This is a genomic window from Micromonospora sp. 050-3, from assembly GCF_046549335.1.
Classification (GTDB): domain Bacteria; phylum Actinomycetota; class Actinomycetes; order Mycobacteriales; family Micromonosporaceae; genus Micromonospora; species Micromonospora trifolii.
The window spans coordinates 1,869,098-1,886,161 of record NZ_JAJPVX010000001.1 but is presented as its reverse complement, the minus strand read 5'-3'; the positions used below and the strand labels follow the sequence as shown (position 1 = coordinate 1,886,161).

The following is a 17,064-nucleotide window of genomic DNA, read 5'->3' as shown; positions in this document are numbered from 1 at the left end:
CGACGGTACGAAAAGGGAACATCGTGCTGGTCTGCTCGGCCCATGCGAGTACGCGGAACACCCCGGCCCGGACGGCGGGCGATCGCCGTCATCGTCGCCCTCGCCGTGGCACTGCCGCTGGCCGCGTCGTCGATCGCCGGAGCCCGTCCCGGCTCCACCTCGGCCGCAGCGGCGCCGACCGTCACGCCGTCGTCCGATCCGGTGTCGACCGGGCCAGTCACGGCCGAGGATCGACGGATCCTGGTGCGCGCCGAGTCACTTCTCACCCGGGACTGCATGACCCGCGCCGGATTCCAGATGTGGCTGGGCACGTCGCCTCCGGCAGACGAACTGCTCTCCTTCCCGTACGTCGTCGACGACATCGCGTGGGCGCGGAGACACGGTTTCGGCTCGGACCTGGTGGAGGCGGTCGACACCCGCCGGCGCTCCGACCCCAACCAGCGCTATGTCAGCGACCTGTCACCCGAGCGCCGGAAGGCGTTCCTGGCCGCGCTCAATGGCGCCCGCCCGGCAGGGCTGGAGGCGCGGCTCCCCTCGGGCGGCGTGATGCGGCGCAGCGCCGAGGGATGCACGTCCGAGGCGCAGCGCCGGCTCTACGGCGACCTGACCGAGTGGTACCGGTCGAGCAAGGTGGTCGCCGATCTGACCTACCTGCGGCAGCGGCGGGTCCTCGCCGATCCCGCCTGGACGGCCGCGCTCCGGCCATGGGCGCGGTGCCTGCGGCAGCAGGGCTACACCGCGGAAACCCCCGAGCGGCTGCGGGAGATCGTCGGCACCCGTGGGCGGGCGGGCGAGATCGCCGCGGCGGTCGCCGAGGCGCGGTGCGCCCAGGACGGCCTCGCCGCGACGACACGGGCGCTGGACGCCCGCCACGGCGACGAACTGACGGCGGCGTACCACCAGGACGTGGCGGCGAAGAACCGGCTGGAGCACGGGGCGGTCCCCCGAGCCCGGGCCGTGGTCGCCGCCGAGCAATGACGAACGCCGAGGCGATGGTCGCCCGGCGAGAGGGAGGATGAGATGAGACGTATCCACCTGGTCCTGGCGGGGGGCGCGATGCTCGCCACGCTGCTGGCCGGCGCACCGGCGGCCGCATCCCCCGCGCAACCGGGCGCTGTCGGATCGGCCAGCCAGGCCGCTCCGACCGACCGCGACGGCCGGGCCGAGCGGGTCGACCTGCCCCGGAGAACCCCGCTCGACGGCGCGCGGACCGCGGCAGCGGGCGACGGCTACTTCTACGCCTACGAGCACGCCTACTGGGGTGGTCGCTGGTGCGCCTGGGCGGGCAACGCGAACAACTGGGTCAACCCGGGCGGCGCCGCCACGACCGGCCGGTGGGACTGCGGCGGCGACTACAGCTTCGACAACATCGCCACGTCGGTCTGGAACAACGGGATCCCGCACGAGTACGACTCGGTACGGATGCGCACCGGGACGTTCCTCACCGGTGGCAGCATGTGCCTGTCGCGCGGCGACTACTGGGCCGACTTCACCCTCGGCTACCAGGCATTCAGCGACGGCACTCCCGCCGACAACCAGATCAGCTCGCACCACTGGTGGGTCACCTGCGTATGACGGCCAGCCGGGCGGGGGCCACAGCGCCCCCGCCCGGCACCACCGCGCTCAGCAGGAAACATCCCCGCCGAGGAGCGCGCGGTGCAGGTCGCGCAGCTCCCGTCCCGGCTCGATGGCGAGCTGCGCCGACAGCTCCGCCCGCCAGTCCCGGTAGACACCCAGGCCGTCGGCGGTACGCCCACTGTGGTGCAGGGCCAGCATCAGCTGCCCGCGCAGCCGCTCCCGGAACGGGTGTCGTCGTACCAACGTAATCAGCTCGCCGATCACCTGCGGGTGGTGGCCCAGGTCCAACCGCACGGCCACTCGCAGCTCGATCGCGGCGAGCCGCGCCTCCTCCAGTTGCGGCGCTTCCCCGTCGGTCAGCTCGTCGGTGCCGTCGGCCAACGCCGGCCCACGCCACCAGCCGAGACCCGCGCTCAACGCGGCTGACGCCTCCGCCGGCCGGCCCGCGTCGCGCAGCACCCCGGCTCGCCGCACCTCGTCGAGGAACCGGTCGAGGTCCAGCTCACCCGCCTCCAACCGGACCGCGTAACCGTCGCGCCAGGATCGGATGCGGTCGGCACCGAGCGCCGCGCGCAGCTCGGAGACCCGCTTGCGCAGTTGGGTACGCGCGGTCGCCGGCGGCCGCTCGGCCCAGAGCAGGCGTACCAGCCGATCCACCGGCACCATCCGGCCGCGTGCCAGCAGCAGCGCGGCCAGCACCGAGCGCTGCTGCGGGCCGGCCAGGCGCACCGACTGACCGGCACGGACGGCCTCGATCGGCCCCAGAATTCGGAACTCCATCTGCGTCACCTGCTTCTCCTCGTCGCCGAGGGAACGGTCGCAGCGGGCGTCGTCGAAGCGCTGTCATCGCGCTGTCACGAGGTTCGTACCGAGGCAGTCACCGTGGGTTGCGGTCGGCCGGCCATGTCGGACGGTCGTGTTACCGTCGCTCTCGGTCGGCGTCGTGAGGTGTGTGGTCGGCCCGATGCTGGGGGCTGTCGTGGAGTGGGATTTCGCCGTGCTCGGCGCGCTGCGCGTCTCCCGGCACGGCCGAACCATCCCCGTCCCGGCCAACCGGCAGCGGGCGTTGCTGGCCACGCTGCTGCTCAACCGGGGCGAGACGGTGAGCGTCCCCGCACTCGTCGATCGGGTCTGGGGCACCGGGGCGCCCGCCCACGCGCGAGCCGCGCTGCACTCGCTGGTTCGGCGGCTACGCAGCACCCTGACCATCGAGGGCCCCCCGGGCGAGCTGATCGCGACGCGCGCCAGCGGTTACCTCCTGGAGCTGCCCCCGGCCGCCCTCGACCTCTCCCGCTTCGACGCGCTCGTGGCGGCCGGCCTCACCGCCGACCCACAACGCCGAGCCGACCTGCTCCGGGAGGCCCTGGCGCTGTGGCGCGGCGAGCCGTTGACGGACGTCGACTCCGAGATGCTGCACCGCGAGGACGTGCCGGCGCTGAGCGAGCGATGGGCGCGCGCCGCCGAGGTCTACTTCGACACTGAGCTGACCCTCGGCCGGCACGCCGAAATCGTCGCGGAGTTACGGCGGGCGACCCGGCGCAGCCCGCTGCGCGAAGGGCTGTGGGCGCAGCTGATGCTCGCGCTGTATCGCGACGGACGGCAGGCCGAAGCCCTCGACGCGTTCCACCGGCTCGCCACGATCCTCGCCGAGGAGCTGGGCGTCGATCCCGGGCCGGCGCTGCGGGAGCTGCGCGACGGCGTGCTCCGGGCCGACCCCGCGCTGAGCTGGCGACCACCTCCGGCGGCGGCCACGGCCACGCCCGCGGTGCCACCGATGTCGTTGCTCCCGGCCGATATCGGCGTGCTGCACGGTCGTGTCGCGACAGTCGAGGCCATCCGGCGCTCCATCGTCGCCGCCACCAGCGAGGGACGCCTGCCCCTGGTGTCCGTGTCGGGCGCTCCGGGCATCGGCAAGACCGCCCTCGCCGTCCACCTGGGTCACCAACTCGCGGACGAGTTCCCCGACGGCCAGTGGTACGCGCGGCTGCGCGGCCAGCACAGGAATCAGGCCCGCCCCTTCGACCTCCTGTCCGAGCTGCTCACCCACTCGGGCGTGCCCCCAGCGGCCCAGCCCGCCACCGCCGACGCCCGTGCCGCCGCGTTACGGGCGGCGCTCGCCGGTCGCCGCGTCCTCATCGTCCTGGACGACGCCGCCTCGGCGGAGCAGGTCGAGCCGCTGCTGCCGGGCGCCGGCGGATGCGCGGTGATCGTGACCAGCCGCAGCACGCTCGGCGCGCTGGTGGCGCTTCACGGTGGGCGGGCCATCGGTCTGGACCCGCTCAGCCCGGACGCCGCGGCCGACCTGCTCATCGCGGTTTTCCAGGATCACGGGTTCACGGTGGCGCCGGATGTCGTCCACGACCTCGCCGCGCTCTGCGGAAACCTCCCGCTGGCGTTGCGGATCGCGGCGGCCAACCTGGCCACGACCGGCCCGGACGACGCCCGCGCGTACGTGCGGCGACTGCGGGAGGGGGACCGGCTCGGCGGCCTCTCCGTGCCCGGCGACCCCCGAGTGGCGCTGCGCGCCGCGATCACACCGTCCTATCAACGGCTCGGCGGCGCCGAGCGGCGGGCGCTGCGACTGCTCGGGTCGACACCCACCGACTGCTTCACCACCGAGGACCTCGCGGCGCTGGCGGACGTCGACTGGTCCACGGCGGACGCCATGCTGCGCACCCTGACCAGCAGCCACCTGGTCCGCCCCGCCGCCCGGGGCGGTCGTTTCGTGACCCACGACCTCATTCGCCTGTACGCGGCGGAGCAGTCCCAGCACGAGGACACCGTCGACCAGCGCGCCGAAGCCCTAAGCCGGCTGTTCCACGGGTACCTGGCCATCGCCGACGCGCTGGCACGGCGCAACTACCCCCGGATGGCGTTCCTCCCCCGACCCGCCGGCTCGGTCCGGCGCACGGCGGTGGCCGCGCAACCCGAGCAGCCGAGCTGGTTCCACGCCGAGTACGCCAATCTGCTCAGCGCGATCCGGCACGTGGCGCAGCACGGCCCACGTGAGATCGCCTGGCACCTCGCCGACCGGATGCGCGGCTACCTCCAGGAGACCGGGGCGCACGGTGAATGGCGCGAGGTCGTCGAGCTGGGCCTGGCTCAGGCCCAACTCGAGGGCGACGACCCGGGGGTGGCCGCGATGCAGTCCAGTCTGGCGACACTGAGCGCCAGCCGGGCCGACTACGCCGAGGCCCGGCGGCAGTTCCACACGGCACTGACCATCCACCTGCGCCTGGGCAACCGCACCGGGCAGGCGTCCGTCCTCAACAACCTCGGCATCGTGCACCGGGAGGAGGGCCAGTTGACCGAGGCGGGCGAGTGCTATGCGCAGGCGCTGCGGCTCTACCGCGAGGTCGGCAACAGGTACGCCGAGTGGAGCTGCCTGGGCAACCTCGGCGTCGTGCAGTTGGAGCTGGGCCAGGTGCACGACGCGGTCCGGGCCCAGCAGGCGGCACTGGAGGGCTACACGTCCCTCGACGTCGCCGAGCAGCCGCTCAACGACATCGCCAACGTCCTGCACAACCTCGCCGTCGGCGTACGCGCGCTCGGCCGGCCCAGCCTGGCGGTGCTGCACCTCACCCGGGCCGTGGTGCTCCGTCGACAGGTGGGCAACCGCTACGGCGTCGCGACAGACCTCGACCAGTTGGCCGCCGCGTACGTCGATCTCGGCTACCACGCCAAGGGGCAGGGCCTCGCCCAGGAGTGTCTGAGCATCGCCCGCGCGGTCGGTCGACGCCGGGTCGAGGCGGAGGCGCTGGCCACCCTCGGCACCGCCACGCTCGGCCTGCACGGTCCGGCACCGGCCCTCGACCTCCTTCGTCAGGCATTGCGGCTGAGCCGGGAGATCGGCTACCGCCGGGCCGAGATCAACGCGCACCTCGGCCTAGCGGGCGCGTACCGGGCGGCCAGCCGGCACCAGGAGGCGGCGAGCCACGCCCGGATGGGCGAACAGCTCGCTCGCGCGGCCCAGCACCACCTGCTGGCCCGGCAGGCCAGGGCGCTGCTCGGCGAGGCCGAGCCCGAGCCGCTGCTGCGGCCGGCCTGCTGAACGCCGCGTCCGGCGGACGCGCTCGCTGTCGACCTCGCTTCGGCGCCGCGGCACTAGGATGATCGCCGTGCAGTTCGGGGTGCTCGGGCCGCTCGCCGTGACCACGGACGCCGGCGAGCCGGTGGTGGTGCCCGGCACGAAGGTGCGGGCGTTGCTGGCCGACCTGTTGGCCAACCGCAACCAGGTGGTCTCGGCGGACCGCCTCATCGACGACCTGTGGGGCGACGACGCCCCCGCCAACCCGGCCGGCGCCCTCCAGGTGCGGGTGTCGCAGCTACGCAAGGCGCTCAACGATGCCGAGCCCGGCGCCCGCGAGCTGGTCGAGTCTCGGCCACCCGGCTACCTGCTGCGGGTCGACGTGGCCGACGTCGGCCGCTTCGACGAGTTGGCCCGCTGCGCCGACGTCGAGCGGCTGACCGAGGCCCTCGCGTTGTGGCGCGGCGAGGCGTACGCCGACGTGGCCGACGCCGAGTTCGTGCGTGCCGAGGCGGCCCGCCTCGCCGAGCAGCGCCTCGTCGTTCAGGAGCGGCTGGCGCAGGCCCGGCTGGCCCGGGGTGAGCATGACCTGGTGGCCGCGGACCTGGCCGAGCTGGTCGCCAAGCATCCGCTGCGCGAGGGCCTGCGGGCGGTGCAGTTGCGCGCGTTGTACGCGGCCGGCCGCCAGTCCGAGGCGTTGGAGAGCTACGCGGAGCTGCGGGCCCGGCTCGCCGAGGAGCTGGGTCTCGACCCCGGCCCGGAGCTGGTCGCCCTGCACCGCAGGATCCTCGAACAGGACACCGGCCTGAATGCCCCGCCGAGGGCGGCGGTCAGCCGGAACAATTTGCCGGCCCCGCTCGACGAGTTGATCGGGCGGGCCGAGGCGCTGGCCGAGCTGGGGGCACTGCTGCCCCGGCAGCGGCTGGTCACGCTGGTCGGGCCCGGTGGCGTCGGCAAGACACGGCTGGCCACCGAGACGGCCCGCGCGGCGTCCTATCTGGACGGTGTTCGACTGGTCGAGCTGGCCCCACTACCGGCCGGTGACGCGCGGGTCGCCGAACAGGTGCTCGGCGCTCTGGGTGCCCACGAAGCCGCCGGAACGACAGTGTCCCCCGCCGACCGGGTGGTCACGGCCCTGCGACACCGGCAGCTGCTGCTCGTGCTGGACAACTGCGAACACGTCATCGAACCGGTCGCCGAGCTGGTCGCCCGGCTGCTGCGTGACGTGCCCGGGGTGAGCGTGCTGGCCACCAGCAGAGAGCCACTCGGGCTGACCGGTGAGCTGCTCTGGGAGGTACCCCCGCTGCCGGTGCCGGACGACGGTGACCTGGACGCGGTGCTGCGCTCGGCGGCGGCCCGCTTGTTCGTCGCCCGCGCCGCCGCGCAGCAGCGCGGTTTCCGCCTCGACGGGCAGACCGCGACCGCGGTGGCCCAGCTCTGCCGCCGCCTCGACGGTCTGCCGCTGGCGTTGGAGCTGGCCGCGACCCGGGTCCGCGCGCTGGGCGTACGCGGGGTGGTGGACCGGCTCGACGACCGCTTCCGGCTGCTCACCACCGCGCAGCGGGACGTGCCACCCCGGCAGCGGACGCTCACCGCGGTGATCGGCTGGAGCTGGGACCTCCTGGACGAGTCCGACCGGGTGGTGCTCGCCCAACTGGCGGTGTTCCCGGACGGCTGTACGCCGGAGGCCGCCGAACAGGTCTGCCGAACCGACCTGGACGCTCTCGCCCGGCTGGTGGACCGGTCGCTGGTGGTACTCGACGAGACCGGCGCGGTCCCCCGCTACCGGCTACTCGAATCGGTGGCCGCGTTCTGCCTGGAACGCCTCACCGACGCCGACGAGGTACGCGGGCGGCACGCCACCTACTACACCGAGCTGGCCGAGCGCGCCGACCCCGGGCTGCGCGGGGCCGAACAGCAACGCTGGCTGACGCTGCTCGACACCGAGCTGGCGAACCTGCGGTCGGCGCTGGCGCACGGTGGCGGGCTGCGCCTGGCGGTCGCGCTGAGCTGGTACTGGTTCCTGCGCGGCCGGCTCACCGAGGCACGGCGGGCGCTGGCCGTGCCCGGCGACCCGGAGCAGGAGGCCCGCGCAGCACCCTGGCGGGTCGGCTTCGCCCTGTCGCAGGGCGAGGTCATCGCACCGGACGACGTACGCGCAGCAGTGGCCGTCGATCCGGACAGCCACGCCGCGTGGTTCGCGGCCAACGCGACGATCGAACACGGCGATTTGGCCCTGGTGTCGGAGCTGCTGCCCACCGCCGCCGCCGACCCGTGGACCGAGGCCGCGGTGCTCACCTCCCTGGCCCACATCGCACACGCCAACGGTGACCAGAGCACCCTGGAGCGCACCGCGACCCGCAGCGCCGCGCTCTTCGCCGACCTCGGCGACCGGTGGGGTCGGCTCCGGGCGACCGAGTGGGTGGGCGGGCTTGCCGACATGCGCGGCGAGCACGAGCGCGCCGCCGCGCTGCACCGGGAGGGGTTGCGCTGGGCCGAGGAGTTGGCGCTGTGGCCGCAGGTCTGCGCGGAGCTGTCCTGGCTGGCCTGGCTCGCCGTGCAGACCCGCGACTACGCCCAGGGTCGGGAGCTGGCCGAACGCGCCTATGACCTGGCGGTGGAGCAGGGCTCGCCCGGTGCGCTGATCTTCGCGGAGATGAGCCTCGGGCTGGCCGCCCGCCGCGACGGCAAGCTCGACCTGGCCGTCACCCACCTCAGCCACCTCGCCGACCTGGGTCGAGGAGAGAGCCAACCCGCGCTCTACCTGCCGATGGTGCTGGTGGAGCTGGGCTACGCGGTCGAGCAGGGCGGCGACCCGGACGCCGCCTTGGCCCTGCACATCGAGGCGTTCGAGGTCGCCACGGCGATGGCGACGATGCGGGACGCCATCAACCCACTGGAGGGGATGGCGGCGGCGGTGCGCTCCCCCGAGGTCGCCGCCCGGCTGCTGGGCGCCGCGGCCGCCGCCCGGCTCGCCACGCAGTCCCCCGCCGCGCCGGCCGAACGCGACGACACCGACCGGGTGACCGCACGACTGCGGGCCGAACTCGGGCCGGAACGCTTCGACGCGCTGCTCGCCGAGGGCGCGCAGCTGAGCCCGGGCGAGGCCCGGGCCCAGCTCTGACCGGTGCTCAGGGGGTCACCTTCGGCTGGTACGAGGCGACGATCACGCCGCTCTTGTGCACCCGGGTGTCGACCAGGTCGAACGACGCCTTGACGTCGGCCAGCGGCGCGGTGAGGCTGGGGCCGCCCTCCAGCACCGGGTGGATCCAGAACCGGACCTCGTCCACCAGGCCCGCCCGGATCAGCTGCGCGGTGACCGAGCCGAAGCCGTACTGAATGATGTTCTTGCCCGGCTGGGCCTTGAGCGCGGTGACCGCCTCGACCAGATCGCCCTGGAGCACCTCCGTGTTGTTCCAGGTGGGGTCGGTCAGGGTGGTCGAGGCGACGTACTTCTTGACGTTGTTGAAGTACGCGGCGCCGGTGGTCGGGTCGCTCTCGTCCCTGCTCGACCAGGCGACCGACATGCCGTCGTAGGTGGCCCGGCCCATCAGCATCGCGTCGGCCTCGGTGGTCTGCGCCCCGGCGAGGCTCATGGCCTCCTCGTCGAAGTACGACATGGTCCACATCGGGTTCTCGATGACGCCGTCGAGGGTGATGTAGGTCGAGTTGATGAGCTTGCGCATCGGGATCTCCTGGGTGTCGGTCGTGTTCTCCGGTGACACCCAGAACTCTGCCGGTCGCCGCTTACGATTCTCTTCAGGTGCCCTTACCCGGGCCGTCGAGCGCGCCCGGAAGCGGGTCGGTCAACGGGATCGGCAGCGCCTGCGGGGCCACCGTGCCGCCGCCGGTCGAGTGGGCCGGCGCGGGCCGGTCACCGACCCGGCTGTGCAGCCGTCCGCGTCCGGCCGGCCCTGCCCGGCGCGTCACCTCGACGGTCACCATCCGCACCGGCGGTGGCGGTGCGGTGAACCGGCCCACGCCCCAGCGGACCCAGATGGGGATCCGGCCGGCGTCCGCCTCGGCCCGCAACTTCTGCACCGTCCGGGCCCGGTCGGTGTGGTCGACCTCCACCACCACCGGCGGGCCGTCCGGGCGGGCACACGCCACGTCGAGCACCGAGTGCCGCTGCTCCAGCGGCGGTGGCAACGGCAACACGCTGGGCGCGCGCCGGTAGACCCGCCAGCCCTGGGCCTCGGCCCACCGCACCACCGAGTCGATCACCCGCGCGGTGACCTCGTCGGTGTCCAGGTCGACGAAGGTCACATCGGCCAGCCAGCGACCCAGGTCCGCGGCCAACCGCTCGCCCTGCGTCGCGACCTCCACCGGCGCAGGATAACGCCTCAGCCGACGACGGTCGCGGTCGCGGCGAGGTGCCGGGTCAGCCAACCGGTGGTGGCCGTACGGGCCGCCTCGGCGTTGGTCCGCGCCAGGAATTCGTGCCCCTCCCCGGCGAGCACCAGGTGCCCGTGCGGCACGCCCCGGTCGGCGAGGGCCTGGGCGACCTGCGCCGACTCGCCCGCCGGGACGTTGGTGTCGTTGGCGCCGTGGATCAGCAGCACCGGCACGTCCAGCCGGCCGATGTGGGTCAGCGGGGAGAGGTCGCGCAGCAGGTCGGCGTCCCGCTGCGGGTCGCCGTACTTGCTGACGGCGGCGGCGGCGATCCACGGCTCGGTGCCGGCGAAGAAGGTCCGGAAGTCGGAGATGCCGCACTCGGCGACCCCGGCGGCGAACAGACCGGGGAAGTTCACCAACACGGCGAGGACCAGGTAACCGCCGTAGGAGCGGCCCAGAACGCCGAGCTGGCCGGGCCGGGCGACGCCAGCGTCGACGAGGTGGTCGGCGCAGGCCGCCACGTCGGCGATCGCACCGTAGCGGCCGGCGAGGTTGTCGGCGGCGACGAACGAGCGGCCGAACCCGGACGACCCGCGGACGTTGGGCGCGAAGACGGCGATGCCCTGCGCCACGAGGGCCTGGAACAGCGGGTTGTAGCCGGGACGCTCCTGCGCCTCCGGGCCGCCGTGCAGGCTGATCGCCGTCGGCCAGGGCCCCGGCCCGGCCGGGCGGTACAGCCAGCCGGAGAGCGGCAGCCCGTCGCGGGCCCGCAGGTCGACCAGCTGCGGCGCGACACCGGCATCGTCAGTGCGCGGGACGCCGGTGTCCGGCCGCAGCGAGCGCGGCGCCCCGGTCGACGGGTCGACCAGCCACACCTCCCGGGGCTGCACCGGCCCCTGCGCGGTGAGGCAGAGCAAGCCGCCGTCGGCGGCGAAGACGGCGTCGCCGAGCACCTCGCCGGGGGCGGTGACGGCCCGCTGCACACCGCTGGCGAAGTCGAGCAGGCTCAGCTCGCTGCGCCCGCCGTAGGTGTTCCACAGCAACGCGCCGCGCTGCCCGTCCGCGCTGGGCGTGACGTGTTCCAGCTCGGCGTCCGGTCGCCCGGCGAGCCGGGTCGGCGGCTGCTCCGGGCGGGTCAGGTCGACCCGCACCAGCGCGGCGAGTTCGGAGTACGCGTCGGTGCGGGCCAGCACGCTCGTGCCGTCCGGGCCGAACCAACCCTGGTCGGTGCTGCCCCGCCCGGTGTCCGGGAACAGCCGCCGTCGAACACCTGTGGCCACGTCGAGCACCTCCAGCCAGCGGGCGTTGCGCGGGCCTCGACGCAGCAGCGCCACACCGGCGTCCGGGGTCACGTCCAGGAGAGTGAGCAGCTCGCCCTGGGCGAGCACCCGCCGGTGCCCGGTGTCCGCGTCGACCAGGAGCGCCTGCCCGTGCTCGTCGGTCTCGGTGACCGCCAGGACCGCGCCGTCGGGCAACCAGCCGGCCAGCGCCGCGCTGCGGCGGCCGAACCCGGCGATCTGGTGGCGTCGCGTGCCGTCCGGGCGCAGCACCCACAGCTCGGTGCGGGGCGCGCCACCGGGGGCGACGACACAGGCCAGCCACTGGCCGTCCGGGGACCAGCTCAGCGCGAGGACCGGCTCGTCACCGACGGGCAGCGCGACGGGTGCACCCGCGTCGACCTCCCAAACCCAGACGCCGGGCGTGCCGGCCCGGTCGGAGAGGAACGCCACTCGGCGGCCGTCGGGGGACGGCGCGGGGGCGAAGTCCTCGCTGGTGGGCACCGGCGGCGACGCTGGCCGGTGGCTCACGGGTCGGGGCCGCCGGGTGGTGCGCGGCGGCTCAATCCGTACGCTCATCTAAACCCCGATCCGCTGCAACCAGAGCTCCAGCAGCCCGAGCTGCCAGAGCGCGTTGGAGCCCAGCGTGGTCCGCCGGGCGTTCGGCGCGTCCAGCAACTCCTCCAGGTAGTCCTTGCGGAACAGACCCCGCTCGCGCGCCGGGCGGGCGGTCAGCGCGTCCCGCACGTCGTCGAGCAGTGGACCGGAGAGGTGCCGGATGGCGGGCACCGGGAAGTAGCCCTTCGGCCGGTCGATCACCTCGTCCGGGACGATGCCCCGGCTCGCCGCCTTCAGCACCCCCTTGCCGCCCTGCGCCAGCTTCATTGACGGTGGGCAGGCGGCGGCCAGCTCGACCACCTCGTGGTCGAGGAACGGCACGCGGGCCTCCAGCCCCCAGGCCATCGTCATGTTGTCGACCCGCTTGACCGGGTCGTCGACGAGCATCACCAGGCTGTCGAGGCGCAGCGCCGCGTCCAGCGCGGTGTCCGCGCCGACCGCGCCGAAGTGCGCGGTGACGAACTCCAGACTGGCGTCGTGGTCGAGCATCCACTCGGGCGCCAGGTGCCCGCCGAGCGCGTCGTGGCGACGATCGAAGAACACCCGGGCATACGCCTCGACGGCGTCCGCGCGGGCAACGTTGGCCAGCGGCGGGTACCAGTCGTAGCCGGCCAGGATCTCGTCGGCGCCCTGCCCGGACTGCACCACTGTGATCCGCTGCGAGACCTCCTCGGAGAGCAGGTGGAACGCGACGCAGTCGTGGCTGACCATCGGCTCGCTCATGGCCGCGATGGCCTGGTGCACGGCGGGGACGAACCGCTTCGCGCCGATGCGGATCTGCTGGTGGTCGGTGTCGAAATGGCGGGCCATCAGGTCGGAGTAGTGGAACTCGTCGCCGCTCTCCCCCGCCGCCGCCTCGAAGCCGATGCTGAAGGTGGCCAGCCCGGTCTGGCCCTGCTCGGCCAGCAGGGCGACGATCAGGCTGGAGTCAAGGCCGCCGGAGAGCAGTACGCCGACCGGCACGTCGGCGACCATCCGTCGTCGTACGGCGGTGCGCAACGCCGCCATGAGCCGTTCCTGCCACTCGTCGGCGGACATGGCGGGGGCGGCGGCCCTGTTGAACTCCGGCCGCCAGTAGGTGGTGTCGGTGCTCCGGCCGTCCGCGGTGATCACCCGCACGGTGGCCGGTGGCAGCTTGCGGACCCCGGCGAGGATCGTGCGCGGCGGCGGCACCACCGAGTGGAAGCTCATGTAGTGGTGCAGCGCCACCGGGTCGAGGTCGGTGTCCACGTCACCGGCGGCGAGCAACGCCGGCAGGGTCGAGGCGAAACGCACCCGGCCCGGCCCCTCGGCCAGGTAGAGCGGTTTGATGCCGAGCCGGTCCCGGGCCAGCATCAGGGTGTGCGTGGCCAGCTCGATCAGGGCGAACGCGAACATCCCGTACAACCGCTCGACGCACGCCGTCCCCCACCTGTGGTACGCCTTGAGGATCACCTCGGTGTCCGAGGTGGACCGGAAGGAGTAACCGGCGGCGGTCAGTTCGTCGCGCAGCTCCCGGTAGTTGTAGATGCAGCCGTTGAAGACCATGGCCAGACCCAGCTCGGGGTCGACCATCGGCTGGGCGCCCGCGTCGGACAGGTCGATGATGCGCAGCCGGCGGTGCACCAGGGCCACCGGCCCCTGCTGCCACCGACCCTCCCCGTCCGGGCCCCGGGAGGCCAGGGCGGGGAGCATCCGCTCGACGGCGGCCAGGTCCGGTGGCGCCCCGTCGAGGCGGAACTCGCCTCCGATACCGCACATGGCACACACCTCTCATCGGCTGGATCCGCTGGGGGCCGCTGACCGGTCCAGGCTTGGCGGACCGGGTTGCGTCCCGATGACGGGTGGGTCAAGCGTCGGTTACGCCGACGGTTCGTCGGCCCCACCGAGCAGCCAGGTGTCCTTCGACCCCCCGCCGCGCGACGAGTTGACGATCATGCTGCCGGCCGGCGCCACCCGGGTCAGCGCCACCGGCGCGACCTCGGCGGTGTCACCGAGGAACACGAACGCCCGCAGGTCGACGTGGCGGGGAGCCAGCGCCGTGCCGTCGAAGACCGGGTGGGTGGTCAGCGCGATCATCTCCTGGGCGATCCACCGGTGCGGGGCCGCGAGGATCTGCTCCCGGACGGCGTCCAGCTCCTCCGCCTCGGCGCGGGGGCCGATCACCACCCGGTCACCCCCGTACCCGTCGACCGGCTTGAGCACCAACTCGTCGAGCCGGCCCAGCACCTCGGCCCGCTGCTCGGGCAGCCCACACAGGTACGTCGGCACGTCCCCGAGCAGCGGTTTCTCGCCCAGGTAGTACTCGATCAGCCGGGGCACGTACGCGTACAGCGCCTTGTCGTCACCGACACCGTTGCCCAGCGCGTTGGCCAGCGTGAGCCGACCGGCGTGTACCGCGGCGAGCAGCGGCCACCCCAGCGGCACCCCGTCCGCGCCCGGCGCGTGCAGCAGCGCCTCCTCGTCCATCCGCAGGTAGATCACGTCGACCTCGCGGCGGCAGCCCTCGCGGACCAGCCGGACCCGGCCCTCTTCCACCAGCAGGTCGCTGGTCTCGGTCAGCGGCACACCCATCTCGTCGGCGAGCAACCGATGCTCGAACCACGCCGGATCACCGGGGCCGCTGCTGAGCACCACCACGGCGGGGTCGTCGGCCGCGGCGGGCGCGGCGGCGACCAGCGCCCGGTACAGCATTGCCGGCGTCTCGTCGGCGGGCAGCAGATCCTCCGGCACCGGCAGCTCCGGCAGCACCGCCTGGGTCAGCCGACGGTTCTGCACCGCATAGCCGATCCCGGAGGGCACCCGCAGGTTGTCCTCCAGCACGTACCAGCCGCCGTCCGGGTCCCGGACGAGGTCGGTGCCGGACACCTGGGCGCGGGTGCCCCGCCGGCCCATCAGCGCCCCGGTCGGGCGCAGCCCGGGTGAGGACTCCACCACCCACGCCGGCACCACGCCGTCGGCCACCACGGCCCGGTCGGAGTAGACGTCGCGCAGGAACGCGTCGAGGGCGCGGGCGCGTTGCACCAGGCCGGTACGCAGGGTCCGCCAGTCGGCGGCGGGCACGACCCGGGGCACCAGGTCGACCGGGAAGAGCCGGGTGCTCGCCTCGCCGGCCACGCTGAACGTCACGCCCCGGGCCCGCTGCTCCTCGTCCCGGTCGTGTTCGCGTTGACGTAGGGCGCCGGCGCCGAGCTGGCGTAGGGCCGCGAGCATCGGGGCGTACGCCGGTTGCGGTCCGGCCGGGCCGAAGACCTCGTCGCCGGCGTCGGCGTACGTGGGCAACGCCGGCGGTGTCGGCGCGCCCGGCAGCGGACCCCGGACCCGGCCCCGGGTCTCGTCGAGCAGCAGGTCGACCACGTCGGCCAACCGGCCCCGTCGCTCGTACGCCCGCCGCTGCCGGGCGGCGGAGCTGCCGCGTTCCAGCGCGTACCGGGTCAGCTCGCTGACCTGCTCCCAGTCCCCGGTCGCCTCCAACTGTGGGCGCAGGTCGGTCACCAGGCGGCGGACCGCCTGGGCGGCCGGCACCGGTCGGGCCGAGCGGGGCAGGTCCAGCAGGTCACCTTCCAACCCGGAGCGGGCGGCCCGCCACACGGCGGCGCGCAGCACCGGTGGTCGTACGGCCGTGCGTTCCACCCCGGCGCGCAGGGCTGCGACCTCCCGCCGGACGAGCGCCCGGAACAGGCCGGTGAGCAGGACGATGGTCTCCACGTCGGCGTTGGCGTCGGTGATCCGCAGCTCCACTGTGGGCACGTGCGCCGACGGCCGGACATCGAAATAGATCATGGCGGGGTCGGTGATGGTCTCGGAAGAGATCAGCTCGGCGACCAGCGCCTCGTGGTCCGCGGCGCTGGTCACCTCGCCCGGGTCGCCGGCGGTGGGCCAGCGCTGCCAGACCAGCGAGCGGACGCTGGCGTAGCCGCTGTCCTGGCCCATCCAGTACGGCGAGCTGGTGGAGAGGGCGAGCAGCACCGGCAGCCACGGCTGGACCCGACGGGTGACCGCCACCGCCAGGTCCCGGTCGGAGACGCCGACGTGCACCTGCGCGCCGCAGATCAACTGCTCCCGGGCGAGCAACTGGTACTCGTCGAGCATCCGCCGGTAGCGGGAGGTGGGGGTGACGCTGGCGTCGCCGTCGGCGCGCAGCGGCACCGTACCGGCCGCCACGATGCCCAGACCGGCCCGGTCGGCGACCTGGACGGCCGCCTGACGCAGCCGGGTCAGCTCGGCGCGGATCTCGTCCAGGGTGCGGCAGACCGCGGTGTTGGTCTCCACCACGCTGCGGTGCAGCTCGGCGGTGAACGAGGCCGCCGGCAGCCGGTCGAGCAACTCCCCGGCGCGGGGCACCAACTCCCGGGTGTGCAGGTCGACGACGTGGAACTCCTCCTCCACCCCGATCGTGGCCAGGTCCGCCGGGTCGCCGTCGTCCAGCGACAGGACCGGGTTCGTACGGGGGGTGGGCAGCGTCCGGCCGTTGCCGGACCGGCCCACCGGCTCGTCGTACGTCGGCGCGTTCGTGGTGTTGTCGGCCATGGTCACCCCGGTTCGCGTGTCGGTGGTCTCGACTGTCCGACGAGCGTTCCCAGGGTTGGTACCGGGGGTGTTTCCGACGCGTTAAGGTGACGCGCCCGTTCTGTCCGCGCTGCTCAGCGAGTGCGGGTGTGTGGCCGGTATTCGATGGTTGCGGCGACCCGATCGGCGGTGGCGGCGCCGAGTTCCCGTTCCGTGAGCCACAGCCCCAGATCGAGGCCGGCCGAGAGCGCGCCAGCGGTTACCCGGTCACCGTCGTCGACGACCCGCTCGTCGAGGACTGTGACGTCGTGGGCGCGCAACTCGTCGTATGCGTTGCGGTTGGTGGTCGCCCGCCGACCGGTCAGCAGGCCGGCGGCGGCGAGTAGCAGCGCTCCGGTGCACACCGACGCCATCCACCGCGCCGATGGCGCCAGTGCGGCCAGCTTCGCCGGGAGGACAGCGCGCTGCGCCTGCGCCCAGGAACCCTCGGGGGCCCGGTTCAGCCATCCGCCACCCGGGACGATCACGCCGTCGGCCTGACTCAGCACCTCGGGCACCTGGAGTTGCACACCACGCATGCTGGTGACCAGCCCCGATCGTTCGACGGCGACCAGCGCCACGTCGAAGCCGGCCATCGACAACACCTCGAACGGCCCGAAGACGTCCAGTTCGTCGAAGCCGTCGAACACCACGATCTCGATTCGCATACGGCCCAGGATCTCCGGCCGACCGGGCTGCGGC

The 17,064-nt window shown here is 73.7% G+C and carries 11 protein-coding genes; 4 read left to right on the top strand and 7 right to left on the bottom strand.

All coding sequences use genetic code 11. From position 1 onward, the window contains the following. Positions 1–42 precede the first annotated feature (42 nt). Complete coding sequence (locus ACLJOK_RS08475; protein WP_410817395.1) at positions 43–978, top strand: hypothetical protein; 936 nt, start codon at positions 43–45, stop codon at positions 976–978. Positions 979–1,020: 42 nt separating this feature from the next. Beyond that, positions 1,021–1,575: a hypothetical protein gene (locus tag ACLJOK_RS08470; protein WP_410817394.1), complete on the top strand. Its 555-nt coding sequence runs from the start codon at positions 1,021–1,023 to the stop codon at positions 1,573–1,575. 48 nt (positions 1,576–1,623) lie between these two features. Here ACLJOK_RS08470 and ACLJOK_RS08465 read toward each other — a convergent pair whose 3' ends face one another. Continuing rightward, positions 1,624–2,358, bottom strand: a complete 735-nt coding sequence (locus ACLJOK_RS08465; RefSeq protein ID WP_410817393.1) for an AfsR/SARP family transcriptional regulator — start codon at positions 2,356–2,358, stop codon at positions 1,624–1,626. A gap of 184 nt (positions 2,359–2,542) precedes the next feature. Here ACLJOK_RS08465 and ACLJOK_RS08460 point away from each other — a divergent pair, with 184 nt between their 5' ends. Further along, positions 2,543–5,629 carry a BTAD domain-containing putative transcriptional regulator gene (locus ACLJOK_RS08460; protein WP_410817391.1) on the top strand — a complete coding sequence of 1,029 codons (3,087 nt, stop codon included), beginning with the start codon at positions 2,543–2,545 and terminating at the stop codon, positions 5,627–5,629. Between the two features lie 67 nt (positions 5,630–5,696). Further along, positions 5,697–8,729 carry a BTAD domain-containing putative transcriptional regulator gene (locus ACLJOK_RS08455; protein ID WP_410817389.1) on the top strand — a complete coding sequence of 1,011 codons (3,033 nt, stop codon included), beginning with the start codon at positions 5,697–5,699 and terminating at the stop codon, positions 8,727–8,729. Positions 8,730–8,736: 7 nt separating this feature from the next. On the opposite strand, the gene ACLJOK_RS08450 is transcribed toward ACLJOK_RS08455, so the two are convergent. From ACLJOK_RS08450 to ACLJOK_RS08425, 6 genes are all read right to left on the bottom strand, one after another. Continuing rightward, complete coding sequence (locus ACLJOK_RS08450; protein ID WP_410817388.1) at positions 8,737–9,291, bottom strand: dihydrofolate reductase family protein; 555 nt, start codon at positions 9,289–9,291, stop codon at positions 8,737–8,739. Positions 9,292–9,364: 73 nt separating this feature from the next. Next, entirely contained in the window at positions 9,365–9,931 is a 567-nt protein-coding gene (locus ACLJOK_RS08445; protein WP_410817386.1) for a hypothetical protein, read from the bottom strand. 17 nt (positions 9,932–9,948) lie between these two features. Then, on the bottom strand, positions 9,949–11,721 hold the full coding sequence (locus ACLJOK_RS08440; RefSeq protein ID WP_410817384.1) for a prolyl oligopeptidase family serine peptidase: 1,773 nt from the start codon (positions 11,719–11,721) through the stop codon (positions 9,949–9,951). A gap of 75 nt (positions 11,722–11,796) precedes the next feature. Next, complete coding sequence (locus tag ACLJOK_RS08435) at positions 11,797–13,575, bottom strand: N-acetylglutaminylglutamine amidotransferase (protein WP_410817383.1); 1,779 nt, start codon at positions 13,573–13,575, stop codon at positions 11,797–11,799. 99 nt (positions 13,576–13,674) lie between these two features. After that, positions 13,675–16,344 carry a glutamate--cysteine ligase gene (locus tag ACLJOK_RS08430; RefSeq protein WP_410817382.1) on the bottom strand — a complete coding sequence of 890 codons (2,670 nt, stop codon included), beginning with the start codon at positions 16,342–16,344 and terminating at the stop codon, positions 13,675–13,677. A 113-nt stretch (positions 16,345–16,457) separates the two neighbouring features. After that, the gene (locus ACLJOK_RS08425) at positions 16,458–17,030 is read right to left on the bottom strand and encodes a DJ-1/PfpI family protein (protein WP_410817380.1); all 573 of its coding nucleotides are present in this window, start codon (positions 17,028–17,030) and stop codon (positions 16,458–16,460) included. Positions 17,031–17,064: the final 34 nt, after the last annotated feature.

What these genes read in the sequence shown, in the direction of transcription:
- ACLJOK_RS08460 (WP_410817391.1), top strand. Translation starts at nt 2,543, where the DNA reads ATGCTGGGGGCTGTCGTGGAGTGGGATTTCGCCGTGCTCGGCGCGCTG.
- ACLJOK_RS08470 (WP_410817394.1), top strand. Translation starts at nt 1,021, where the DNA reads ATGAGACGTATCCACCTGGTCCTGGCGGGGGGCGCGATGCTCGCCACG.
- ACLJOK_RS08475 (WP_410817395.1), top strand. Translation starts at nt 43, where the DNA reads ATGCGAGTACGCGGAACACCCCGGCCCGGACGGCGGGCGATCGCCGTC.
- ACLJOK_RS08450 (WP_410817388.1), bottom strand. Translation starts at nt 9,291, where the DNA reads ATGCGCAAGCTCATCAACTCGACCTACATCACCCTCGACGGCGTCATC.
- ACLJOK_RS08465 (WP_410817393.1), bottom strand. Translation starts at nt 2,358, where the DNA reads ATGGAGTTCCGAATTCTGGGGCCGATCGAGGCCGTCCGTGCCGGTCAG.
- ACLJOK_RS08435 (WP_410817383.1), bottom strand. Translation starts at nt 13,575, where the DNA reads ATGTGCGGTATCGGAGGCGAGTTCCGCCTCGACGGGGCGCCACCGGAC.
- ACLJOK_RS08425 (WP_410817380.1), bottom strand. Translation starts at nt 17,030, where the DNA reads ATGCGAATCGAGATCGTGGTGTTCGACGGCTTCGACGAACTGGACGTC.
- ACLJOK_RS08430 (WP_410817382.1), bottom strand. Translation starts at nt 16,344, where the DNA reads ATGGCCGACAACACCACGAACGCGCCGACGTACGACGAGCCGGTGGGC.